19 protein-coding genes are annotated in these 22,227 nt (G+C 63.9%); 10 read left to right on the forward strand and 9 right to left on the reverse strand.

Features of this window, described 5'->3' with window-relative positions; genetic code table 11:
• The first annotated feature begins 3 nt into the window (after positions 1-3).
• The 5 genes from WF331_RS04840 (at position 4) to WF331_RS04860 (ending at position 5,822) form a co-directional block, all read left to right on the forward strand.
• Positions 4-678 carry a heavy metal response regulator transcription factor gene (locus WF331_RS04840; RefSeq protein WP_012270545.1) on the forward strand — a complete coding sequence of 225 codons (675 nt, stop codon included), beginning with the start codon at positions 4-6 and terminating at the stop codon, positions 676-678.
• Positions 653-2,056: a heavy metal sensor histidine kinase gene (locus WF331_RS04845; RefSeq protein ID WP_284395732.1), complete on the forward strand. Its 1,404-nt coding sequence runs from the start codon at positions 653-655 to the stop codon at positions 2,054-2,056. Before WF331_RS04840 ends, WF331_RS04845 begins: the two co-directional genes overlap by 26 nt.
• Before the next feature lie 287 nt (positions 2,057-2,343).
• Positions 2,344-2,568 carry a hypothetical protein gene (locus tag WF331_RS04850; protein ID WP_016501444.1) on the forward strand — a complete coding sequence of 75 codons (225 nt, stop codon included), beginning with the start codon at positions 2,344-2,346 and terminating at the stop codon, positions 2,566-2,568.
• A 205-nt stretch (positions 2,569-2,773) separates the two neighbouring features.
• Entirely contained in the window at positions 2,774-4,108 is a 1,335-nt protein-coding gene (locus WF331_RS04855; RefSeq protein WP_016501445.1) for an OprD family porin, read from the forward strand.
• Positions 4,109-4,331: 223 nt separating this feature from the next.
• Entirely contained in the window at positions 4,332-5,822 is a 1,491-nt protein-coding gene (locus tag WF331_RS04860) for a sensor domain-containing diguanylate cyclase (RefSeq protein ID WP_016501446.1), read from the forward strand.
• Here the strand turns inward: WF331_RS04860 and WF331_RS04865 are convergent.
• Positions 5,819-6,295, reverse strand: a complete 477-nt coding sequence (locus tag WF331_RS04865) for a ferritin-like domain-containing protein (protein ID WP_016501447.1) — start codon at positions 6,293-6,295, stop codon at positions 5,819-5,821. The two genes, WF331_RS04860 and WF331_RS04865, sit on opposite strands and share 4 nt — an antisense overlap.
• Before the next feature lie 200 nt (positions 6,296-6,495).
• On the opposite strand from WF331_RS04865, the gene WF331_RS04870 reads away from it, so the two are divergent.
• Positions 6,496-6,717, forward strand: coding sequence for a DUF3820 family protein (locus WF331_RS04870; RefSeq protein ID WP_174370526.1), 222 nt, complete (start codon positions 6,496-6,498; stop codon positions 6,715-6,717).
• A 121-nt stretch (positions 6,718-6,838) separates the two neighbouring features.
• Here WF331_RS04870 and WF331_RS04875 read toward each other — a convergent pair whose 3' ends face one another.
• From WF331_RS04875 to ptsP, 3 genes are read right to left on the reverse strand one after another with little or no spacing between them, the layout of a single operon-like run.
• Complete coding sequence (locus WF331_RS04875; RefSeq protein ID WP_016501449.1) at positions 6,839-8,578, reverse strand: PTS fructose-like transporter subunit IIB; 1,740 nt, start codon at positions 8,576-8,578, stop codon at positions 6,839-6,841.
• A complete protein-coding gene (gene pfkB / locus WF331_RS04880) occupies positions 8,575-9,522 on the reverse strand; it encodes a 1-phosphofructokinase (RefSeq protein WP_284395735.1) in 948 nt (315 codons plus the stop codon). The genes WF331_RS04875 and pfkB overlap by 4 nt, the downstream gene beginning before the upstream one ends.
• Positions 9,523-12,375 (reverse strand): phosphoenolpyruvate--protein phosphotransferase, encoded by a 2,853-nt coding sequence (gene ptsP, locus WF331_RS04885; RefSeq protein ID WP_284395738.1) that lies wholly within the window; start codon positions 12,373-12,375, stop codon positions 9,523-9,525.
• A gap of 284 nt (positions 12,376-12,659) precedes the next feature.
• Here ptsP and cra point away from each other — a divergent pair, with 284 nt between their 5' ends.
• Positions 12,660-13,655 (forward strand): catabolite repressor/activator, encoded by a 996-nt coding sequence (cra, locus tag WF331_RS04890; RefSeq protein ID WP_016501452.1) that lies wholly within the window; start codon positions 12,660-12,662, stop codon positions 13,653-13,655.
• Between the two features lie 2 nt (positions 13,656-13,657).
• Entirely contained in the window at positions 13,658-14,434 is a 777-nt protein-coding gene (locus tag WF331_RS04895; RefSeq protein ID WP_340622691.1) for a TatD family hydrolase, read from the forward strand.
• A 107-nt stretch (positions 14,435-14,541) separates the two neighbouring features.
• Here WF331_RS04895 and ampE read toward each other — a convergent pair whose 3' ends face one another.
• The 3 genes from ampE to WF331_RS04910 form a co-directional block, all read right to left on the reverse strand.
• Positions 14,542-15,372: a regulatory signaling modulator protein AmpE gene (ampE, locus tag WF331_RS04900; RefSeq protein WP_016501454.1), complete on the reverse strand. Its 831-nt coding sequence runs from the start codon at positions 15,370-15,372 to the stop codon at positions 14,542-14,544.
• Complete coding sequence (gene ampD / locus WF331_RS04905) at positions 15,369-15,941, reverse strand: 1,6-anhydro-N-acetylmuramyl-L-alanine amidase AmpD (RefSeq protein WP_016501455.1); 573 nt, start codon at positions 15,939-15,941, stop codon at positions 15,369-15,371. Before ampD ends, ampE begins: the two co-directional genes overlap by 4 nt.
• A gap of 88 nt (positions 15,942-16,029) precedes the next feature.
• Positions 16,030-18,186, reverse strand: a complete 2,157-nt coding sequence (locus tag WF331_RS04910) for a DUF1631 domain-containing protein (protein ID WP_016501456.1) — start codon at positions 18,184-18,186, stop codon at positions 16,030-16,032.
• A gap of 242 nt (positions 18,187-18,428) precedes the next feature.
• Here WF331_RS04910 and nadC point away from each other — a divergent pair, with 242 nt between their 5' ends.
• Positions 18,429-19,277 carry a carboxylating nicotinate-nucleotide diphosphorylase gene (nadC, locus tag WF331_RS04915; protein WP_197863890.1) on the forward strand — a complete coding sequence of 283 codons (849 nt, stop codon included), beginning with the start codon at positions 18,429-18,431 and terminating at the stop codon, positions 19,275-19,277.
• 244 nt (positions 19,278-19,521) lie between these two features.
• Here nadC and trxB read toward each other — a convergent pair whose 3' ends face one another.
• A complete protein-coding gene (gene trxB / locus WF331_RS04920) occupies positions 19,522-20,484 on the reverse strand; it encodes a thioredoxin-disulfide reductase (RefSeq protein WP_003247318.1) in 963 nt (320 codons plus the stop codon).
• A 330-nt stretch (positions 20,485-20,814) separates the two neighbouring features.
• On the opposite strand from trxB, the gene cysZ reads away from it, so the two are divergent.
• Positions 20,815-21,543 (forward strand): sulfate transporter CysZ, encoded by a 729-nt coding sequence (gene cysZ / locus WF331_RS04925; protein ID WP_284395749.1) that lies wholly within the window; start codon positions 20,815-20,817, stop codon positions 21,541-21,543.
• A gap of 178 nt (positions 21,544-21,721) precedes the next feature.
• Here the strand turns inward: cysZ and WF331_RS29235 are convergent, their stop codons facing one another.
• The gene (locus tag WF331_RS29235; protein ID WP_371321157.1) at positions 21,722-22,153 is read right to left on the reverse strand and encodes a methyl-accepting chemotaxis protein; all 432 of its coding nucleotides are present in this window, start codon (positions 22,151-22,153) and stop codon (positions 21,722-21,724) included.
• Positions 22,154-22,227 lie beyond the last annotated feature (74 nt).

Consider the following 22,227-nt stretch of genomic DNA (forward strand, 5'->3'; position numbering starts at 1 on the left):
ACCATGCGTGTGCTGATCATCGAAGACGAAGAAAAAACCGCCGACTACCTGCATCGCGGCCTGAGCGAACAGGGCTTTACCGTGGACCTGGCACGGGACGGCATCGATGGCCTGCACCTGGCCCTGGAGGGCGACTACGCGGTAATCGTGCTGGATGTGATGCTGCCTGGCCTGGACGGCTATGGTGTGCTGCGCGCCTTGCGCGCGCGCAAGCAGACGCCGGTGATCATGCTGACCGCCCGTGAGCGGGTCGAAGACCGCATTCATGGCCTGCGTGAAGGCGCCGACGACTACCTGGGCAAGCCGTTCTCGTTCCTCGAACTGGTCGCCCGCCTGCAAGCCCTGACCCGCCGCAGCAGCAGCCATGAACCGTTGCAGGTGCAAGTGGCAGACTTGTGGATCGACCTGATGGCACGCAAGGCCACACGCGCCGGCCAGCGTCTGGACCTGACTGCCAAGGAGTTCTCGCTGCTCAGCGTGCTGGCCCGGCGGCAGGGTGAAATCCTGTCGAAGACGGCGATTGCCGAGCTGGTCTGGGACATCAACTTCGACAGCGACGCCAACGTCGTGGAAGTGGCGATCAAACGCCTGCGCGCCAAGCTCGACGGGCCCTTCGACAACAAGCTGCTGCACACCATCCGAGGCATGGGCTATGTCCTGGAAAACCGTGCGGGGTAATTCCATCGCCCTGCGCCTGTCGGCGCTGTTCATTCTGGTGGCGCTGGGTGTATTCCTGCTGATCGGCTGGGCGCTGTATCGCCAGGTCGACCGCAGCCTCGACCTGTTGCCGCAAGCGGAGCTGGACGCGCGCTTCAGCGTGCTCGAATCCACCCTCAACCGCTTCGGCACGCCAGATCACTGGACCAAGATCAACAACAAGCTCAACCTGCTCAGCGAAGAGGACAAGCGCATCCGCTTCTGGGTGGTCAGCAGCAACCCGGCCTACGACTACGGTCACCCCAGCGAGCTGGTACGTGCCTTCGCCGAGGGGCCACAGGGCATGCGCGACCTGCACCTGCCTGACCGGCCCTACCCGTACAAGGTGCTGGTCAGTGAACTGCCGGCGCTGGGCGAACGGCCGGCGTTGCGCTTTCTGATCGGCATCGACACCGAAACCTTCTGGCAGGCCCAGCACAGCTTGCTGGTGGCGATTGTCGGGCTGGCAGTACTCGGCGTGCTGCTGGCTTCAGTACTGGGTTACTGGGTGGCGCGCATTGGCTTGCGCCCGCTGCTGGCGTTGTCCAACGAGGCCCAGGCCCTGGCCCCGCCACGCCTGGACGGCCGTTTGCAAACCCATGCCCTGGCGCCGGAGCTGGCACAGTTCGCGGGCGCCTTCAACGCCGCGCTTGACCGTGTCAGCCAGGCCTACTCACGGCTGGAAGCCTTCAACGCCGACGTCGCCCATGAGCTGCGCTCGCCGCTGACCAACCTGATCGGCCAGACCCAGGTCGCGCTCACCCGCGGCCGCAGTGCCGAGCATTACTTCGAAGTGCTGCAATCGAACCTGGAAGAGCTAGAGCGCCTGCGCAGCATCATCAACGACATGCTGTTCCTGGCCAGTGCCGACCAAGGCAGCAAGGCCACCGCCCTGACCCAGGCCTCCCTGGCCGAGGAAGTGGCAACCACACTCGACTACCTGGACTACATCCTCGAAGACGCCCAGGTCAGCGTGAGCGTGATCGGCGATGCCCAGGCGCCCATCGAAAAGGCCCATTTCCGCCGGGCGCTGATCAATCTGCTGAACAACGCCGTGCAGCACACTGCGCCGCATCAGGTGATCCAGGTGCAGATCGATGCCGGGCCCGAGCAGGTCAGCATAGCTGTGAGCAACCCGGGGCCGGCGATTGACAATGAACACCTGCCGTTGCTGTTCGAGCGCTTTTACCGCGTGGATGCGGCGCGCAGCAACAGCGGTGGGGGCAACCATGGGTTGGGGTTGGCGATCGTCAAGGCGATTGCACTGATGCATGGGGGGGAGGTGTTTGTGCGCAGTCGGGCCGGGCTCAATACCTTCGGTATCCAGTTGCCGACCTTGAGGCCTGCGCGCTCTGTGTAGGAGCGGCCTTGTGCCGCGAAAGGGTCGCGAAGCGGCCCCAGACTCTTTGGCAGGGCCAAGATTGCCGGGGCTGCTGCGCAGCCCATTCGCGGCGCAAGGCCGCTCCTACAAAGACCGCGTAGGCTCTCTAGTGCGGGGTTTTGCGGCGAAAGTACTATTGCTTTTCTTGCGATCGTTACCTTTTGCGCAACAGTGCTTATCGCACTTCGCTCTGTTTCAAGTGCACTGAAAGGACTAACTTTACCCCTGTCCTCATTAGCACTTGCCCCGCAAGAAGGTAGTTTCAAATGTCCAACAGTATGGGTATTGCCAGCGTCTTCGTCCTGTCTTCCCTGTTGTTGTCGCCCCTGGCCATGGCCGAAGAATCCAGCGCTTTCGTCACCCGTAATGCAGAGCTCGCCGCCGTCCATCAAGACGCCCGCGAGGCGGTAGCTACAAACAAGGCTGACGCCGCCAAAGACGCTAAGCAGACAGCTTCCAAAGTTTCTGTCGATGCCAACGCCGACAGCTGATCAAGCGCTGTCACTGCTCCCGATTTCCCTTGGCTACGCATTGGGCACCACCGGTGCCGATATGTTAGCCTTTTAAAGCCGCTGCCGATCAGCGGCTTTTTTTATGTGCTTTAACTCTCAGCCACGCTGTAACGTCTACCTATAAAAAAGACGCACATTCAAAAATAAAAACTGCCCCACCGTCAGACCAAAGGAGCTAGTACCGGTGCCTTCCGCGTTCCGTTTTACCCCGCTGTTCATTGCGTTGACTGCAACGATCCCTTTCGCCGCCCAGGCAGATGAAGACAAGGCTGATGGCTTCATCGAAGGCTCGTCCTTCAACCTGCATTTCCGTAATGCCTACTTCAACCGCGACAACCACAACGCTGGCGTGCGTGACACCCGCGAGTGGGGCCAGGGCGCGGTTGCGCGCTTCGAGTCGGGCTATACCCCAGGCGTGATCGGCTTTGGCCTGGATGCACATGCCATGCTGGGCCTCAAGCTGGACGGCGGTGGCGGCCATGCCGGCACCAGCATCCTGCCCGAGCACATCAAGGACGACGGTGAGCTGGGCGCTGCCCCGCATTCGTTCTCCACTGCCGGTGCTGCGATCAAGCTCAAGGCGTTCGACACCGAGCTGAAAGCCGGTGACCTGTTCCTCACCAACCCGGTGATCGCTGGCGGCGAAACCCGCATGCTGCCGCAGACCTTCCGTGGTGTGAGCCTGACCAACACCAGCATCGACGGCCTGCTGCTCGAAGGCGGCCAGGTGAGCTTCACCCACCCGTACAACCAGAGCGGCCACCGCCGCATCGATACCTACTATGGGTCGCTGGACGAGCACGACAAGAGCAAGCACCTTAACTGGGCCGGCGCGTCGTGGAGCGGTACCGAGAACATCACCACCAACCTGTACGCCGCCGAGCTGAAGGACATCTGGAACCAGTACTACGCTGACTTCGACTACACCTACGTGGTCAACGACCTGGTGAGCCTGAACCCGGGCGTGCACTTCTACCACACCCAGGACACCGGCCAGGCCCTGCTGGGCAAGATCGACAACAACACCTACAGCGTGCACTTCACCGTCAACGCAGGCTTCCATAGCGTCACCGCCGCCTACCAGCGGGTCAATGGCAACACGCCATTCGACTACATCAACCTGGGCGACAGCGTGTACCTGGACAACTCGCGCATGTACTCGGACTTCAACGCGCCGAACGAGCGCTCGTGGAAGCTGCAGTACGACTATGACTTCGCCGGTGTCGGCGTGCCTGGCCTGACCACCTCGCTGTCGTACTCGCGCGGTGAAGCCGACCTGACCAAAGCCACGCAGGACACCAGCCACTACGACTACTACCGTGAAGATGGCAAGAACGCCATGCACTGGGAACGTGATCTGGACGTGAAGTACGTGTTCCAGGAGGGTGACCTGAAGGACCTGTCGGTACTGGTGCGCTACGCCACCCACCGTGGCAGCCAGGGTTATGCGTCGATCGACAGCAACAGCGACAACGACGAAGTGCGGGTGATCGTCGACTACCCGCTGAACGTGTTCTGATCCAGTACCGCTAGCGAGGGCTCCGCCCTCGATCGCCGGCAAGCCAGCTCCCACAGGTAGTGCATAACCGCTAAGCCTGATGCTGTACCTGTGGGAGCTGGCTTGCCGGCGAAGGGCTGCGCAGCAGCCTCAGACGTGATTCCGTCGGACAAATCTTGTCCGACAATCACTGCTTCCCTAGAATGTCGCCGCCGCGAATGGCCCTGCCCACGCAGTAGCGAGCATGCCCACCCGATTACCGCGCTTCGCATTTCACAGGTCGCACCCCGAGCTGACCCTCAACCTGGGCAGTTGCCTTGCCGTGCTCGCCATCGTGGCCATCGTCAGCTTCCTGCTGGCACGTGAACGGGACAGCGTCGAGCTGTCGGCCATTCGCTCGTCCAACAACATCGTCCAGCTGATCGAAAGCGACATCCTGCGCAACGCCGAACTCTACGACCAGTCACTGCAGGGCCTGATCTGGGCCGTGGGGCGCAAGGAGTTGCCAGAAATACCCGGCCCGCTGCGCCAGCGCCTGCTGTTCAATGAAGCCTTCGTCGACCGCAAACGCGGTGACGTGCTATGGCTGGACAAGCAAGGCAATGTGGTGGGCGACTCCACCAGCAGTGTGCCGCGCAAGGCCAACTTTGGCGAAACCGGTGTGTTCAAGGCACACCAGGCCAACGCCAATCTGGGCTTGCTGGTAGGCCCGCCATTCAAGGCCAAGCTCGGCGACCTGGACTGGTGTATCAGCTTCAGCCGGCGCATCCCCGGCCCCGATGGCGAGTTTGCCGGGCTGGCAGCAGGCGCATTGCGCCTGTCGTACTTCAGTGAGCTGTTCCAGCGCCTGGACATCGGTGACGACAGCAGCATCAACCTGTTCAATACCGACGGGCAGCTCCTCGCCCGCCAGCCCTCACGCCCGCAAGACCCGCTGATCGGCACCAACTATGCCGAGCGGCCCAACTTCAAGCGCATCCTCAGCGAACAGAGCGGTAACTTCACAGCCCGGTCTGGCAGCGACGGCAACCCGCGCATGTACACCTTCGCCCGGGTCGCGCAGTTGCCGCTGATCGTGCTGGTGGTGCACTCGGCCGACGAGGTGTTCCAGTCCTGGCGCCGCACCGCGATTCTGGTGAGCGTCGCCACAGGTGTGCTGTGCGTGGGCATTCTCTGGTTGACCCTGCTGCTGGGCCGCGAACTGCGCCGCCGCCAGGAGGCCGAGCAGGGCCTGGCGACGTTAGCCGCCACCGACAGCCTGACCGGCCTGGCCAACCGCCGTCGTCTGGACCAGGTGCTGCGCCAGGAATGGGCGCGTGCGCAGCGCAATCGCAAGCCATTGGCCGTGCTGATGGTGGATGTGGACCACTTCAAGGCATTCAACCAACGACACGGCCATGCCGGTGGTGACCACGCGCTGCGTGAGGTGGCCAAAACCATCGAGGCGAGCATCCGCCGTCCTGCAGATCTGGCCGCTCGTTATGGGGGGGAGGAGTTTCAGGTAGTACTGCCGGAAACCGACCTTGCCGGCGCGCGGCTGCTGGCCGAGCGCATTCGGACCAGTGTGGAAGCGCTGGCACCTTTTGCCGATGACGCCCACTCGGTGACGGTGAGCATCGGCATAGGCCTGTCCGGCCCCCAGCACGACCTGAGCAGTGTGCTGGGGGCTGCGGACGAAGCGCTCTACCGGGCCAAGGCCAAGGGCCGCAACCGGGTAGAGGGGCCCGACGCTTAGGAGCGGGCGCGGGCGGCGTTGCGCAGTGCCTTGACCTGGTCATGGTTGCGCTGCACGCCTTGCAGCTGTTTTTCCACCAGGCCATAGGTCATGTCACTAGCGCTGCGGCCCAGTTTTACCAGCTTCTCACGGGCTTCCTTGTAGGCCTTGAGGGCGTGGTCCTCGCCGCGCTCGACTTCATTGAGCACCGCTTCTTCATCCTTGCCGGTAACCATCGACTTCAGGTTGACCCACCCACGATGCAAGTCGCCGCTGATGCTGGTGGAGGTTTCCGGGTCGCCGCCCAGACGACGCACTTCGCTTTGCAGTTCGCCAGCGGCGTTGGCGCATTCACCCGCACGCTGAACGAAGAACGCTTTCAGCTCTGGATTCTTCACGTCATCGGCCGAGGCTTTGAATCCTTTCTCGCCATCCTTGCTGTATTCGATCAGATCGTTGAGTACGTCAATCACGTCTTTGTTGGGGTTGCTCATGGTCGAACTCCTTGGCAGGTGATAGTCATCTACAGAGTTGCAGCGTTCGTGCCATGCTCTCTAAAAAAATAAATTCTTTATTTTTCAATTAGTTATTGAAATAAAAAGAACGGATGATACCGGCGTTCTGCATGATCGCCGCTTGGGCCTTCGTGCAGATTGCAGTATGGTCGGCGCTTTCCACTCAAGGTGCGCCGAAGATGAAGCCGGAAATGCTCGAATTGCTGGTGACCCGCAGCATGCCGTTCGGCAAATACCAGGGGCGCATCATCGCCGACCTGCCGGGGGACTACCTGGCGTGGTTTGCGCGCAAGGGCTTCCCTGCGGGGGAACTGGGCGGATTGCTGGCGTTGATGCATGAAATCGACCACAACGGGCTGGGGGATCTGCTGGTACCGTTGCGCAAGAAGCATGGGCGCTGACCTGCTCCTGCCCTATCGCCGGCAAGCCAGCTCCCACAGGGTTAGTGTAGATCCTGAGCTCAGCGCCGTCCTGTGGGAGCTGGCTTGCCGGCGATAGGGCCGGCAGGGCCAACCAATGGTTCTAGCCTTTCACTGACGCTACGGCCAGCTCTACCTGCTCGCTCTTCTTGATCACCGCATACACCACCGCCGTCAGCAGGCTACCCGCGACAATAGCCAGCAAATACAGCAAGGCATGGTTGATCGCATTGGGGATAAGCAGCACGAACAAGCCGCCATGCGGCGCCATCAGCTTGCAACCGAAGTACATCGACAATGCCCCTGTCAGCGCACCACCGGCGATACTGGCCGGGATCACCCGCAGCGGGTCCTTGGCAGCGAACGGGATCGCCCCTTCGGAAATGAAGCACAGCCCCAGCGCCAACGCGGCCTTGCCCGCCTCGCGCTCGCTCTGGGCGAACTTGCGCCGGGCCAGGAATGTGGCGATGCCCAGGCCGATCGGCGGCACCATGCCGGCGGCCATGGTCGCCGCCATCGGTGCGTAGCTCGACGACGCCAGCAACCCCACCGAGAAGGCATAAGCGGCCTTGTTGATCGGCCCACCCAGGTCGACACACATCATGCCGCCCAGCAACAGCCCCAGCAGAATGGCATTGGTGGTGCCCATGCTGTCGAGGAAGTGCGTGAGGCCTTCGAGCATGGCCGCCACCGGTTGGCCGACCACGTAGATCATCACCAGACCGGTGACCAGGCTGGCCAGCAGCGGAATGATCAAGATCGGTTTGAGCGCCTCCAGGCTACTGGGCAAGCGGGCCCAGCGGGCAATGGCCTTGGCGCTGTAACCGGCAATGAAGCCGGCGACGATGCCACCGATGAAGCCGGCACCCAAGGTGCTGGCCAGCAGGCCACCGATCATGCCCGGTGCAAGCCCCGGGCGGTCGGCGATGGACCAGGCGATATAGCCCGCCAGCAGCGGCACCATCAGCTTGAACGCGGCCTCACCGCCGATTTGCATCAACGCAGCCGGCAAGGTGCCCGGCTGTTTGTAGGCCTCGATGCCGAACACGAACGACAGCGCAATCAACAGGCCGCCCGCCACCACCATGGGCAGCATGAACGACACGCCGGTGAGCAGGTGCTTGTACACACCCGTCTTCTCACCCTTCGCCGTCGTGGCAGCCGCTGCGGCATCGGCGCTGGTTTCCACTTTGGCTTCGGCCAGCGCCTTGTCCAGGGTGGCGCGTGCCTGCTTGAGCGCAATGCCGGTGCCGCACCGGTAGATACGCTTGCCGGCAAACCGCGCGGTAGGCACTTCGATGTCAGCAGCCAGCAGTACGACATCCGCTCCAGCGATGGCCTCGGCAGACAAGGGGTTACGCGCACCGACCGAACCCTGGGTTTCGACTGTGAGCTGATAGCCCATTTGTTGCGCGGCTTGCTGCAAGGCCTCCGCCGCCATGAACGTGTGCGCGACGCCCGTCGGGCAGGCCGTGACTGCGACGATGCGTGTGCCAGCGCTGGCAACCTCGGCCGGCGCGTCTGCTGCAGCTAGCAGTAGTTGGGCGTTGGCCGCCGCTTCATCGAGAAAGCCCTCGCGGTCGGCCAGGGCCCGGGATGGCGTGCTCTGGTACACACGCTTGCCGACGAAGCGGGCCAGGTCCACCGGGCCGGTGCTGATCACCAGCACCCAGTCGGCCTCGGCAATCTGCACGGTGCTCAGTTGCCGCTCGGGGTGCCCGGCATCCTGCACTTCCACACTGGTGCTCCAGCCGCGCCGCTGGGCAGCGGCAGACAGCAAGCGCGCGCTCAGCACACTCGACACCTGGCCGTTGGGGCAGGCGGTGACAATGGCAATGTTCATCGGCAACCCTCTTGTTGTTCTGTCAGTTGCACTGCGGCTTCCAGTCGCGCCAGCTGCTCACGGTCACGGATGCCGAAGCCAACCTGGGTGACGGCCTGGGCGGCAATCGCCGTGGCGCGGGCCAGCGTCTGCGCAGGGGCCTCGCCCTGCAGCAGGCCATGGACCATGCCGGCCACCAGCGAATCCCCCGCCCCTACCGTGCTGGCAACCCTTACCTTGGGCGGGCAGGCATGCAGGGCCAGGTCGCGGGCGAACCAGCTGACGCCCTGTTCGCCGGCAGACACCACCACATGTTCAACGCCGCGGCTCAGCAACTGCTCGGCGGCAGCACGTTGCAGCGCTGGGTTATCCACAGCCTGGCCAAGCACTTCGCCGAGCTCTTCAGTATTGGGTTTGACCAACCAGGGCGCGCTTTGCAGGCCGGCGCGCAAGGCTTCGCCGCTGCTGTCCAGCGCCACCTTGAGGCCAAGGGCCTTCAACCGGTCCAGTAACTGGCAGAACCAGTCGGCGCTGATCCCTCGCGGCAGGCTGCCCGCCACCACCACGGCATCGTGCCCCGGGGCGACCTGCTGCAGGCGGTGCAGCAAGGCACTGCATGCCGCCTCGTCGACCTCCGGGCCTTGGCCATTGATGTCCGTGACGCGGCCATCGGCCTCAACCAGCTTGATGTTGCTGCGGGTTTCGCCCGGCACGCGAACAAAGCAATCGGTAAAGCCGCGCCAGTCGATCAGCGCCTCGAACGGCTGCAGGTTATCGCGCCCGAGGAAACCGCCAACGGTCACGCTGTGCCCCAGGTCGGCCAGTACCTGGGCAACGTTCAGCCCTTTACCCGCCGCGTGGCTCTGTTGGGCCTGGCTTCGGTTGACCTGCCCCGGGCGCAGGGTATCGAGGCCGATGGTGATATCCAGCGCCGGGTTCAGGGTGAGGGTGAGGATCTTGGCCATTCAGTAACGCTCCACCAGCGCGCGAACCGCTGCGGCGCTGTCTTGTTGCAGGGCCTCGCGCGCCAAGGCGCGGGCCGTCTGATGATCAGCCTGGCGAACCAGGGCCTTGACTTCGGCGATGCTGCGCGCGGACACGCTGAGTTCGTCCACGTCCAGCCCCAGCAGCACAGGCACCGCCTGGGGGTCGGCCGCCAGCTCGCCGCACACGCCCACCCATTTGCCGTGGGCATGGGCGGCGCGCACGGTCATGTCGATCAGGCTCAATACCGCCGGGTGCAGGCCGTCGGCCTGGGCCGAAAGGCTGGGGTGACCACGGTCGATGGCCAGGGTGTACTGGGTCAGGTCGTTGGTGCCGATACTGAAGAAGTCCACTTCGCGCGCCAGTTGCGCGGCCAGCAGGGCCGCCGAAGGCACCTCCACCATGATGCCCAGTTGCAGGTCGGCCACCGGGATTTCTGCACGCAGGCGCTCGACCATGGCCCGCGCCTCGCGCCACTCATGCACCTGGCCCACCATCGGGAACATGATGCGCAGCGGGCGCTGGTCGGCGGCCCGCAGCAAGGCGCGCAGCTGGTCTTCCATCACGTGCGGGCGTTGCAAGGTCAGGCGTATGCCGCGCACGCCGAGGAAGGGGTTTTCCTCGGCGGTGATCGGCCAGTACGGCAGCGGCTTGTCGCCGCCGACATCAAGGGTACGCACCACCAGCGGCCGGCCGTCCAGGCCATCGAGCACACGACGGTACTCGGCCTCCTGGGTGGCAACGTCGGGGGCCTGGGTGTGGGCCATGAAAATCAGTTCGGTGCGCAGCAAGCCCACACCTTCGGCGCCCTGCTCCACCACCTTGGCGATGCCGCTGCCCTCACCGATGTTGGCGAACACTTCCACGGCGTGGCCATCGCGGGTGACAGCGGGTTCAAAACGGTTGGCCCAAGCGGCCTGCAAACGCTGTTCGCGTGCATCACGCTCGGCCAGCGCGCGTTGCAATTCATCCTCCGGCGGTGCCACGCTGACCACGCCGCGCTGGCCATCCAGCAGCAATGGTGTGCCAGCTTCCAGCAACAGGATCGCCGCACCCGCGCCGACCACAGCCGGGATGCCCAAGGCACGGGCGACAATGGCACTGTGGGCGGTGGCACCACCCTGTGCAGTGACAATACCGGCGACCCGGTTTGGGTCCAGCCGGGCGACGTCGGAAGGGCCAACTTCGGTCATCACCAGTACGTACGGTTGCTCGGGCTCAGCCTGGGCGTGCACACCGCACAATTGCGCCAGCACGCGGCGGCCGATGTCGCGTAAATCGGCGGCGCGCTCGGCCAGCAGGGCATCGTGCAACGCCTCCTGCTGGCGGGCCGCGGCATCGATCACTGCCATCCACGCCGCCGCAGCGCTTTCTCCCTGGGCAAGGCGCTGCTCGGCATCGTCGGTCAAGGCCGGGTCGGCGAGCATTTCCTGGTGAGTGACGAAAATCTCGCCAATGGCCTTGTCGCTGCGCTGGACCAAGGTCTGCAGCTCACTGTGCACCGTTGCCAGGGCCTGGCGCAGCTTTTGCCGTTCCTCGGCACAGGACTCGCCGCGCAGGGGGTAGTCGAACTCACGCTCGACACACACATGGGCAGGGCCACTGGCAATGCCAGGGGCAGCGCCCACGCCCTGAACCCGGCTACCGGCCGCGGGGGCTTGCAGCACCTGGGCGGCAACACTGGCAACGGGCTCCGCACTTTGCGGCAGCGGCTCCACCTCTTCACCCAGGCCTTGTTCGATAGCAGCCAGCAGCACCGGCAAGGCATCGGCGGCGATACCCGGCTCGGCCACCAGTTCCAGGGCCTGGCCACGACGGGCACCGAGGCTGAGCAGCTTGCTCAGGCTCTTCACCGACACCGCCGGCTGCGCGCTGTCGACCAGACGTACACGGATTTCCCCTTCAAAACCTTTCGCCAGTTGCGCCAGCACCTTGGCCGGGCGGGCATGCAAGCCATGCGGGTTGGCCAGCACAATGCGCGCGCTGGGCCAGTCTGCTGGCGCCTCGCCGCCCAGCACTTCCAGCACTGCACGGCTGCTGGTGGCCTGATAGAGCATCTGCCCGCGGCCTTCTATCAGCACTTCACACAAGCGTTCAAGCAGGGCCTGATGAGCCGCGCCAAGGCTGGCCAGGCAGAACAGGCCATTGAGCGGCTGGTCGCGGTAACGCAGTGGCTGCTGTGGGGTAATAAAAGCCAGGCCCGGCTGGCGCACCTGGCGCTCGCTGTGCAGCCACCACAGGCCCTCGCCCAGTGGCAGCGGCTCGGCCTGCTGCAGCACAGCGGCAAAACCGCTGTCGACGCAGTCGGCGCGCTGCAACAGGCGGGCACCGCGCCAGGCCAGTTCGTCGAAGTCTTCAGCCGGCAGGTTCAGGCCGACCAGTTGCGCATCCAGCGCCAGCTCTTGTGGCGCGCCTTGCAGCAGCTTGAGCAGTGCTTCGGCGGAACTGGCCCGGCGCAGCGCCTCGGCCAGGTCGGTCTCGCCCAGGGCGCGGGTCAGCAGTTGCAGCAAGCGCAGGTGTTCGTCGGAACGGGCGGCGATACCGATGGCCAGATAGACCATTTGCCCATCGCCCCAGTCCACGCCATCGGGAAACTGCAACAGACGCACGCCGGTGGCATACACCAGATCACGGGTTTGCGGGGTGCCATGGGGGATGGCGATGCCCTGGCCAAGGAAGGTGGAGCCTTGCGCCTCGCGGTCCTGCAACCCCTGCAGGTACCCCTGCGCGACAAGGCCGTCGGCAACCAGCCGGTCCGCCAGTAGGCGCAACGCCGCGGCCTTGTCGGCGGCCGTCTGGCCCATGGCTATCTGCTCCTTGGCGAGTTCGAGCATGACCTTCTCCTTTTGCAGTTCCCGGTCGGGTACTGGAGTATTGTTGTGAAATTCACATGAAGGGCCAGTTCAACAGCCTTGCACAGATGGCAGCCGAGGCAGAAAATTCGGCAGCTGAAACGTTTAATCTGACCAGACGGCCACGTTACTCGATAATCTGCCCGGTAAAAAGCCCCATCCTGTCGGACAATTGCGACAATGGTCGTCTGCGCATGGCGCCAGCGCCGGGTCAAAATACCCGGTCCGGCCTCAGAGCCAGCCCCGGAAATAACAAGGAAAATTCGGTGAAACTCAGCGATATCGCCCGTCTGGCCGGTGTGTCCGTGACCACGGCCAGCTACGTCATCAACGGCAAGGCTGAACAGCAGCGCATCAGCAACGCCACTGTCGAACGGGTGCGCGCGGTGGTCGAAGCCCACGGCTTCACACCCAACCCGCAGGCCGCCGGCCTGCGCAGCCGACACACCCGCACCCTGGGCTTCATTCTCCCGGATCTGGAGAACCCCAGCTACGCCCGCATCGCCAAGCAGCTGGAGCAAGGCGCCCGCGCCCGTGGCTACCAGTTGCTGATCGCCAGCAGCGACGACCAGCCCGACAGCGAGCGCCAGTTGCAGCAACTGTTCCGCGCGCGCCGTTGCGATGCCCTGTTCGTCGCCAGCTGCCTGCCGCCGGAAGACGACAGCTACCGCGAAATGCAGGACAAAGGCCTGCCGGTGATCGCCATCGACCGCCGGCTGGACCCTGCGCACTTCTGCTCGGTCATCAGCGATGACCGCGATGCCAGCCGGCAATTGGCTACCAGCCTGCTCAGCGCCGCCCCACGCAGCATTGCCCTGATAGGCGCACGCCCCGAGCTGTCGGTCAGCCAGGCGCGTGCCGGCGGGTTCGACGAAGCCCTGCAAGGCTATACCGGTGATATCCGTCGCTACCAGGGCGAGGCGTTCAGCCGTGAGTGCGGCCAGCGCCTTATGCAACAGCTTATCCATGACCTGGGCGGCCTGCCGGATGCCCTGGTGACCACCTCGTACGTGTTGCTGCAAGGGGTGTTCGACACCCTGCAGGCGCGCCCTGCCGACTCGCGCCAGTTGCAGCTGGGCACCTTTGGTGACAACCAGCTGCTCGACTTCCTGCCACTGCCGGTCAATGCCATGGCCCAGCAGCATGGCCTGATTGCCGCCACCGCGCTGGAACTGGCACTGGCCGCAATCGAGGAAAAACGCTACGAACCTGGCGTGCACGCCGTGGGCCGCACCTTCAAGCAGCGCATCACGGTGGCCTGAACATGCGCCTGATCGACACCCACACCCACCTGGACTTCCCCGACTTCGACGCCGACCGCCCGCGCCTGCTGGCCAACGCGGCGGCACGCGGGGTGGAACGGATGGTGGTACTGGGGGTGTACCAGGCGAATTTCCAGCGTGTGTGGGACCTCGCCTGCACCGATCAGCGCCTGTTCGCAGCACTCGGCCTGCACCCGGTGTACCTCGACCAGCATCGCCCGGAGCACCTGACGCAACTGCGCGAATGGCTGGAACGTCTGCATGGCGACCCTCGGCTGTGCGCCGTGGGTGAGTTTGGCCTGGACTACTACCTCGAAGACCTGGACAAAACACGCCAACAGGAGCTGTTCGAAGCGCAACTGCAAATGGCCTGCGACTTCGAACTGCCCGCGCTGTTGCACGTACGCCGCAGCCATGCCCAGGTAATCGCCACGCTCAAGCGCTACAAGCCGGCGCGAGCGGGCGTGATTCATGCGTTTGCCGGCAGTTACGAAGAGGCGCGCGAATACATCAAGCTGGGCTTTCGGCTTGGGCTTGGCGGTGCCGGCACCTGGCCACAGGCGCTGCGGCTGCGCAAGACGCTGGCGCGCCTGCCACTGGAGAGTGTGGTGCTGGAGACCGATGCGCCGGATATGGCGCCGGTGTTGTACCCGGGGCAACGCAACAGCCCGGAGCATCTACCCGACATTGCCGGGGCGCTGGCCCAGGTAATGGGAGTGGATGTAGAGGCGCTGGCGCAAGCCAGTAGCCGCAATGCTTGCGAGTTGTTTGGCTGGTGAAACTCAGGTGAACGCGTTTCTTGTGGGAGCGGCCTTGCGTCGCGAAAGGGTCGCAGAGCGGCCCCAGCAATTTAAGCGGCGAAGCTGAAGCTCCCACAAGCTTCAGATCAAACCAGCACGGTCCACAACGCGAACCCGGCATACCACAACACCGCACAGCGCAGCAGCAGCTCCCACAGGCTGTCCAGCCGCCCCAGCCCACGCTGGCTGTCTTCTTCATCGGGAATATCATCGGCAATGCGCCCCACCCGCGCCACCAGGTGCGCAGCACTGATGTGCCAGTTGAGCACCTCGTGCAGCATCACCCGGGTCACTGCGAGGAAGTTGCCCACCAGCGCAAAGCTCAACGCCATCAAGCGAACCGGCAGCCAGTCCATGATGTGCCGCAGTTGTTCGGCCCGCGCCTTCAACGCAGGCTGCTTGCTGTGCTCGCCACACAGCGCCAGCAGGCGATATGCCAGCGCCGCACCAGGGCCCAGCACGAAATACCAGAAGATCACCGCGAAAAAGCCTTGGTACACCTGCCACAGCAGGTTGCCCTGCACACGCACCAACAGGCTATGCGGCTCGTCCGCCACCACGCCCAGGTCGCGCTCTGCAACATGCAGCGCCGCTTGATCATCACCGCGTCGCCAGGCATCACGGAACGGTCCCAGCGACGCCTTGGCATCGCCACGGCCCAGGCTGTAGACCAACACCAGCAGATGCACCGGCAACGCCAACAGCCCATAGGCCACCGGCTCCAGCACATGCAGCAGCAACACCAGCAGCGCTACCGGTGCCAACACCAGGATGGCCAGCGTCCACCAGGGGTGCACCTTGCCGCTGCGCTCCAGGCGTACCAGTTCGCCAAGAAAGAACCCATCACGCTGCACTTGATGGCGCAGGGCCGAAAACTTCTCGACCCACAGCGCCAGCAGCAACACCAGAAAACTCATGCCTTGTCCTCGTTGTGCAGCAACGCTTCACGGTAGCGCGGCCAATCGAACGACGGGCCGGGGTCGGTCTTGCGTTGCGGGGCAATGTCGCTGTGGCCCTGAATACGGCCCAGGTCGATGGCCGGCCAGGCGCTGCGAATGTGCCGGGTTAGCTGCTCCAGCACGCCGTACTGGGCATCGGTATAGGGCAGGTCGTCGGTGCCTTCCAGCTCGATGCCGATGGAAAAATCGTTGCAGCCTTCGCGCCCGTCGAAGCACGACACACCCGCGTGCCAGGCGCGCTCCAGCAATGACACGAACTGCGTCACCGCCCCGTCACGCTCGACGAACAGGTGCGCCGACACGGTCAGCTGGCTGATGCTGGCGAAATAAGGGTGCTCGTCGGGGTCCAGGCGATTCTGGAAGAACTGCTGCACCTTGCCGGTACCAAAGCAGGCCGGCGGCAGGCTGATGTTGTGGATCACCAGCAGGGAAACCACTTCGCCTTCGGGGCGGGCATTGAAGTTCGGCGAGGGGCAGTGGGTGATTCCGATTCCGTGGAACCAGCCAGTGGCACGGTCCAATTGCATGGGGCAAATCCTGAAAGCGCCTTGAACAGAACCACAGTATGCCCTGCCGCCAACGCCGTTGGCATGTGAATGATTGTAATGTTGCCGGCTACCGCACCTGCGGTTGCCGCAGCCCGTCGAGCACCGCTTCCAGCGCCCGCTCGAACAACAACCCGTCATCCAGCACCCGCACGTCCCCCCGGTGTAGCGCCTGCGCCAGGCCCGCGCCGCTCCACTCTCGCACCTTCATGCCGGTGCGGTTGGCAAACACCAGCCTGTCGCTGCTGTCGATATGTGCCACCAGCTTGCAGCGCAGCGGTTCGTCCTCATCAAGTACTTCAACCCAGGTCCCGATGCGCAAGCGCTGCACCTGCCGCAACGCTGCAGCCTGGCCATCGGCAATGTGCAAGGGCGCGCAGGACGGTTCTTCGGCAATCGCCAGCACGATATCTTCGTCCACCAGCACTTCGGCCAAGGGTTGGCCATGGCCAACCGCTAGCTCGGCGCCTGCGCAGGCACGCAGGTGCAATTGCTCCAGTTGCAGGAAGAATTCACGGGTTGCCGCCGAATTCAGGGCCACGCTGGCCAAGCCATCGCGCAGCGCCTTGAGCAGGCCCGGCACCTGCTGCAACAGGGTTTGCGGCTCATGCCCGAGGGTGATAGTGGCCAATAGCGTGTCCACCGTCTGCAAGCTATCCCGCCAGGCCTGGGAGGCTTCACCCTGCTTGAGCCAGGCCAGCAGCAGCACCTGGCTCCAGGCCTGTACCAGCATTTGCACGACCACCAAGGGCAAGACCCGGCCACGCAGGCGCTGGTTGAGCACCCGCTGTACCTGCTGCCGGGCCTGCAGGGCACGGGCACGCCCTTCTTCGGCGTCGCGCGTGCGTTGCTCAAGCAATTCGTTGCGCCGCCGTTCCTCCTGGTTGAACGCAAGGAACTCGTCGAGCAGTTCGGCAAACAGGCCGGTATCTTCGGCGAAATCATTGATCAAGCGCTGGACTATGCGCTCTACCCGCAAGTGCAGGCTGTCGCGCAGGCCTTCGCCACCGCACTCCCAGCCAATGGCTGCGCCCGCGATTTCGTTGAGCAGCCGGCGTGCAGGGTGACTGGCCCGGCTGAACAACCCCTTGTCCAGCAGGGCGACCTTGAGCAGCGGGATATGCAGGCGCGCGATCAGCGCACGCAGGTTGGCCGGCAGGTTGTCGTCGCCTTGAATACAGGCGAACAGCAGGCCGACCAGGTTGATCATGTCCTCGTCGGCTACGGCGATGCGCCGGCGCGTGCCACTGCGCACGCTGACCCGCAGCAGCAGTTGTTCGAGTTGTTGGCCGAGTTCGAAATCATCAGGCTCGCCGGTAGCCGGCACGTAGTGCTGCAAATGCGAAAGCAGGCGGACCAGGTCAGCGGTGCTGATCGACTGGGCCGCAGCCACCGCCTGCAATCGCGGTGCGAACTGCCCGCGCGCCGGGGCCAGCAAGGTTTGCAACGAGGCAAAGAAGGCCTGGCCTGCCGCATCCGCCCCAACTTCCTGACCTTGGCTTGCCGGCCCTCGTCCTGCCCTCATGCGCCGGTCTTCGGCACGCCGGCGCGGGGCCGGTTGCAACTCGGGCAGCACACCGGCGACGGCCAGCAACTGGTTGGCTTCGGCATAGATGACGTCGACATCGCGCAAGACATAACGCTCGAAAAGCTTGAGCAGGACCAGTTTGACCCGTAAGCCCACCCCCAGATTACGGCCAGCTTCAAGGAAGTACCCGCACAATGCAGCAGGGCCGAGCGGGTTGCGCTGCTCATGCACGGGGCGGTCGAGCAAGGCCTGCAAACGCAGGCCCAGTTGCTGCAGGGCAATACCATCGCGCGACAGCACCCGCGCGACCATACCTTCGATGGCCGCAGCCCGTTCCAGTTGCACCTTGCTACGCAGGTTGCCTGGTTCTGCCAGTTGCGCCAGCAGGTCGACCTGGCCGATGCGGGCGTAGGCGTCATAGAAGGTATCAAGGAAGCCGCGTTCGATACTTTTGCGCTTCAGGCGCAGATCGCGCATGGCCTCGAAGTACAGGTTCTGGTCGCAGCGATCAACGGCCTTGTCGGCCATCTCGAACAGGGTGTCGTCAGCATTGTCGAACAGCGCCTGCAAGCCCTGGCGCAGTTGCAGGGCAGCCTTGTCGCGCACTTGCAGGAGCAATACCGGAAGGCAAGGCAGAGGCGTACGCCCCCCTCGGTCGATGGCTGCCGCCAGGGGCACCACCTTGCCTTCTTTTTGCATCCTGGACTCCTTGCAGGGTGTCTTGCCCGAAGGGGCTGTAAATCGTCAAAGCTATGACGCCAAATACTGGTCGCCATTATCAGTAAAAAATCGCACAGCTGCCAGCGCCGATTCATGGACGGGTTAATGACCCTCGTTTGCAGGCATTGCTCACGAAGACCGACCAAAGGTCATGGCCGGGGCGGCTGTACACATCGGCCCCCTGCCCTATAATCGCCGGCATCTAGCTTGTGGAGCCGACCATGCCGAACCTACGCCTTGCCGACCTGACCGCTGAAATCGAAGCCAACGTGCGCCGCGCACTGTTGGAGGACATCGGCAGTGGCGACATCACCGCGCAGCTGATCCCGGCCGAGCGCCTGGCCAAGGCCACCATCATCACCCGCGAAGACTGCGTGATTGCCGGCACTGCCTGGGTCGACGCCGTGTTTCGCCAGCTCGACCCGCGTGTGGCTGTGCACTGGCAGGTGGCCGACGGTGATCGCGCCACGGCCAACCAGCCGCTGTTCCACCTGGAAGGCCCGGCCCGCTCGCTGCTGAGCGGCGAGCGCAGCGCGCTGAACTTCCTGCAGATGCTGTCGGGGGTCGCCACCCGTGCGCGTTTCCTGGCCAACCTGGTGGAAGGCACCCAGGTGCGCCTGCTGGACACCCGCAAAACCCTGCCCGGCCTGCGCCTGGCACAGAAGTACGCGGTTACCTGCGGCGGCTGCGACAACCACCGCATCGGCCTGTACGACGCCTTCCTGATCAAGGAAAACCACATCGCCGCCAGCGGTGGTGTTGCCGAGGCCGTAACGGCGGCGCACCGAATTGCGCCGGGCAAGCCGGTAGAGATCGAAGTGGAAAGCCTGGATGAACTGCGCGAGGCGCTGGCAGCGGGCGCGGACATCATCATGCTCGACGAGCTGAACCTGGACGAAATGCGCGAAGCGGTGCGTATTAACGCGGGCAAGGCCAAGCTGGAGGCCAGCGGCGGGGTGAACGAGACGACCTTGCGGGTAATTGCCGAGACTGGCGTGGACTACATCTCGATTGGTGCCATGACCAAGGATGTGAAAGCAGTGGACCTGTCCATGCGGTTGAGCCTGTGAGCTGACCGCAGGCAATAAAAAACCGGCCAATGAGCCTGATGCCAGTCAGTTAAAGTTGTTACAGCATTATTGGGGCTGCTTTGCAGCCCTTCGCGGGCTTGCCCGCTCCCACAGAGATAGCGTATTTGCGCACCGGGCGCGCAACTTGTGGGAGCGGGCGAGCCCGCGAAGGGCCGCAACGCGGCCCCAAATTGCTTAACTGACCGGCATTAGCCATTGAGCCGGTTTTTGTGGTGTTGCTGGATCAGAACGAGGCGTTGGCCAGGCCGTCCAGGTAACGCTCCACGTCCAGGGCGGCCATGCAGCCAGCGCCGGCCGAGGTAATGGCCTGACGGTAAACGTGGTCAGCCACGTCACCTGCAGCGAACACACCTTCAACGTTGGTGGCGGTAGCGTTGCCTTCACGGCCGCCGTTGACCACCAGGTAGCCGTCCTTGAGGGTCAGCTGGCCTTCGAACAGCGAGGTGTTCGGGGTGTGGCCAATGGCGATGAATACGCCGTCGACCTTGATTTCGTCGCTGCTGCCGTCGTTGTTCTTCAGGCGCGCACCGGTTACGCCCATGTTGTCACCCAACACTTCGTCCAGGGTGGCGTTGAGCTTGAGCTCGATCTTGCCTTCGGCCACACGGGCGTTGAGCTTGTCGACCAGGATCTTCTCGGCGCGGAAGGTCTCGCGACGGTGCACCAAGGTAACCTTGCTGGCGATGTTGGCCAGGTAAAGCGCTTCTTCCACGGCAGTGTTGCCGCCGCCAACCACGGCGACCGGCTTGTTGCGGTAGAAGAAACCGTCGCAGGTGGCGCAGGCCGAAACGCCCTTGCCCATGAAGGTTTCTTCCGACGGCAGGCCCAGGTAGCGGGCGCTGGCACCGGTGGCGATGATCAGTGCGTCGCAGGTGTATTTGCCGCTGTCACCCTGCAGGGTGAACGGCTTGTTGGCCAGGTCGACAGCATTGATGTGGTCGAAGACGATTTCGGTTTCGAAACGCTCGGCGTGTTCCTGCATGCGCTGCATCAGGGCCGGGCCGGTCAGGCCGTGGGGGTCGCCCGGCCAGTTGTCAACTTCGGTGGTGGTGGTCAGCTGGCCGCCCGCCTGCATGCCGGTAATCAGCAGCGGCTTGAGGTTGGCGCGGGCAGCGTAGACTGCAGCACTGTAACCGGCAGGGCCGGAACCGAGAATGATGACGCGCGAATGACGTACTTCAGACATGTCGAACTCCTGTCGAGCCGGCGGCACGGGCCGGCATCGGTGTACCGGCTGCGCCAGCTGGAAAATTAAAACGGACCCACGCAGCACTTGGGGAAGGCTACAACGCGCAGGCCCGAAAAGCGGAAAGTTGAGCGCACTGTAGCGAGGTCGCAAAGATTAAGGAAATATCCTTAGACAATCCACCTCATAGGCACGGTCTATTCACTGATTTCATCCGTAGCCCAACCCTGGCGCTTTTGTTACAGCCCGTGTCCCGCTTGCCAGCAACCTTTCGTCGGCGCGGCAAACTCGGTAAGGTCAGCGCGTTTTCCTTCTCTGCGGAGTCTCCCGATGCAAGCCCCTGTCCTCTCCGGCCCCCAATACCTGCGCGAAGGCCTGAAACTGGTGCTGAGCCCCAACCTGCGGTTGTTCGTGCTACTGCCGCTGGCGGTCAACCTGCTGCTGTTCGGTGGCATGGTCTACTTCGCCGGCCACCAGTTCGGCCTGTGGCTCGATGCCCTGATGCCAACGCTGCCAGACTGGCTGAGCTTTCTCAGCTACATACTCTGGCCGCTGTTCGTTGCCCTGCTGGTGCTGATGGTGTTCTTCACCTTCACCCTGGTGGCCAACATCATTGCCGCGCCGTTCAATGGCTTCCTGGCGGAAAAGGTCGAAGTGGTGGTGCGTGGCGAAGACACCTTCCCGGCGTTCAGCTGGGGCGAGCTGGTGGCCATGGTGCCACGCACCTTCAGCCGCGAAATGCGCAAGTTGGGCTACTTCCTGCCACGGGCCATCGGCCTGTTCATCCTGTCGCTCATCCCCGTGATCAACGTAATCGCCGCGCCACTGTGGCTGATGTTCGGGGTATGGATGATGGCCATTCAGTACATCGACTACCCCGCGGACAACAACAAGATGAGCTGGCAGGACATGCTCGCCTGGCTGCGCAGCAAGCGCTGGCAGTCGCTGGGCTTTGGCGGCATCACCTACCTGGCGCTGATGATCCCAGGGGTGAACGTGCTGATGATGCCGGCGGCGGTGGCCGGGGCCACGTTGTTCTGGGTGCGGGAGCGTAACTGACTGCCCAGGTGTACGCGCCCCTGTAGGAGCAGCCTTGTGCTGCGAAGAGGCCGGTAAGGCTAAACGGCTGCAATGGCCTCTTCGCAGCACAAGGCTGCTCCACAAGGTGAGGCGGCAGCCTGAGTGATGGTGAAAGCCATTGGGTCCACCAAAAGGCAGACCAGATCTGCTCGGGGCTCTACTGCCCCAACCGGCTGGAAAACTGCCCCACCACATCCACCACCCGCTTCGCCCCGTCCTGGATCTCGACAATCACGTTGCCCGTCTCGTCAGCCAGCGCCAGCCCCTGCTCGGCCTGGCGCTTGCTGGTGTCGATGATCTCCACCGCCGCCTGCGCCAGCTGCTCGTTCTGCTTCACTACCCGGGCAATTTCCTCGGTTGCGGTGCTGGTGCGCGAGGCGAGCTGGCGCACTTCGTCGGCAACCACCGCAAAGCCACGCCCTTGCTCGCCCGCGCGGGCCGCCTCAATGGCGGCGTTGAGCGCCAGCAGGTTGGTCTGCCCGGCAATGTCGCTGATAGTCTTGATGATCGAGCCAATCACCCGCGACTGTGTATCCAGCGCCTGGATGCCCTCGGCCGCCTCCTGCATCGAAGCTTCCAGGCCCCGCATCACGCTGACGGTCTGGGTGACCACATCGGTGGCCTTCTGGGCGCTGACATCAGTACCCAGCGAGGTGTTGTAGG

This window comes from Pseudomonas sp. YNh, from assembly GCF_037993085.1.
In the GTDB taxonomy this organism is placed as follows: Bacteria; Pseudomonadota; Gammaproteobacteria; order Pseudomonadales; family Pseudomonadaceae; genus Aquipseudomonas; species Aquipseudomonas putida.

Bases quoted from the DNA above. Each gene is read 5' to 3' on its own strand.
- WF331_RS29235 (WP_371321157.1), bottom strand. From the start codon at position 22,153: ATGCGGGGCCTGGAAGCTTCGATGCAGGAGGCGGCCGAGGGCATCCAG.
- WF331_RS04910 (WP_016501456.1), bottom strand. From the start codon at position 18,186: ATGCAAAAAGAAGGCAAGGTGGTGCCCCTGGCGGCAGCCATCGACCGA.
- ampD (WP_016501455.1), bottom strand. From the start codon at position 15,941: ATGCAATTGGACCGTGCCACTGGCTGGTTCCACGGAATCGGAATCACC.
- pfkB (WP_284395735.1), bottom strand. From the start codon at position 9,522: ATGGCCAAGATCCTCACCCTCACCCTGAACCCGGCGCTGGATATCACC.
- WF331_RS04850 (WP_016501444.1), top strand. From the start codon at position 2,344: ATGTCCAACAGTATGGGTATTGCCAGCGTCTTCGTCCTGTCTTCCCTG.
- ampE (WP_016501454.1), bottom strand. From the start codon at position 15,372: ATGAGTTTTCTGGTGTTGCTGCTGGCGCTGTGGGTCGAGAAGTTTTCG.
- WF331_RS04860 (WP_016501446.1), top strand. From the start codon at position 4,332: ATGCCCACCCGATTACCGCGCTTCGCATTTCACAGGTCGCACCCCGAG.
- cysZ (WP_284395749.1), top strand. From the start codon at position 20,815: ATGCAAGCCCCTGTCCTCTCCGGCCCCCAATACCTGCGCGAAGGCCTG.
- ptsP (WP_284395738.1), bottom strand. From the start codon at position 12,375: ATGCTCGAACTCGCCAAGGAGCAGATAGCCATGGGCCAGACGGCCGCC.
- nadC (WP_197863890.1), top strand. From the start codon at position 18,429: ATGCCGAACCTACGCCTTGCCGACCTGACCGCTGAAATCGAAGCCAAC.
- WF331_RS04875 (WP_016501449.1), bottom strand. From the start codon at position 8,578: ATGAACATTGCCATTGTCACCGCCTGCCCCAACGGCCAGGTGTCGAGT.
- WF331_RS04870 (WP_174370526.1), top strand. From the start codon at position 6,496: ATGAAGCCGGAAATGCTCGAATTGCTGGTGACCCGCAGCATGCCGTTC.
- WF331_RS04865 (WP_016501447.1), bottom strand. From the start codon at position 6,295: ATGAGCAACCCCAACAAAGACGTGATTGACGTACTCAACGATCTGATC.
- WF331_RS04840 (WP_012270545.1), top strand. From the start codon at position 4: ATGCGTGTGCTGATCATCGAAGACGAAGAAAAAACCGCCGACTACCTG.
- WF331_RS04895 (WP_340622691.1), top strand. From the start codon at position 13,658: ATGCGCCTGATCGACACCCACACCCACCTGGACTTCCCCGACTTCGAC.
- trxB (WP_003247318.1), bottom strand. From the start codon at position 20,484: ATGTCTGAAGTACGTCATTCGCGCGTCATCATTCTCGGTTCCGGCCCT.
- WF331_RS04845 (WP_284395732.1), top strand. From the start codon at position 653: ATGTCCTGGAAAACCGTGCGGGGTAATTCCATCGCCCTGCGCCTGTCG.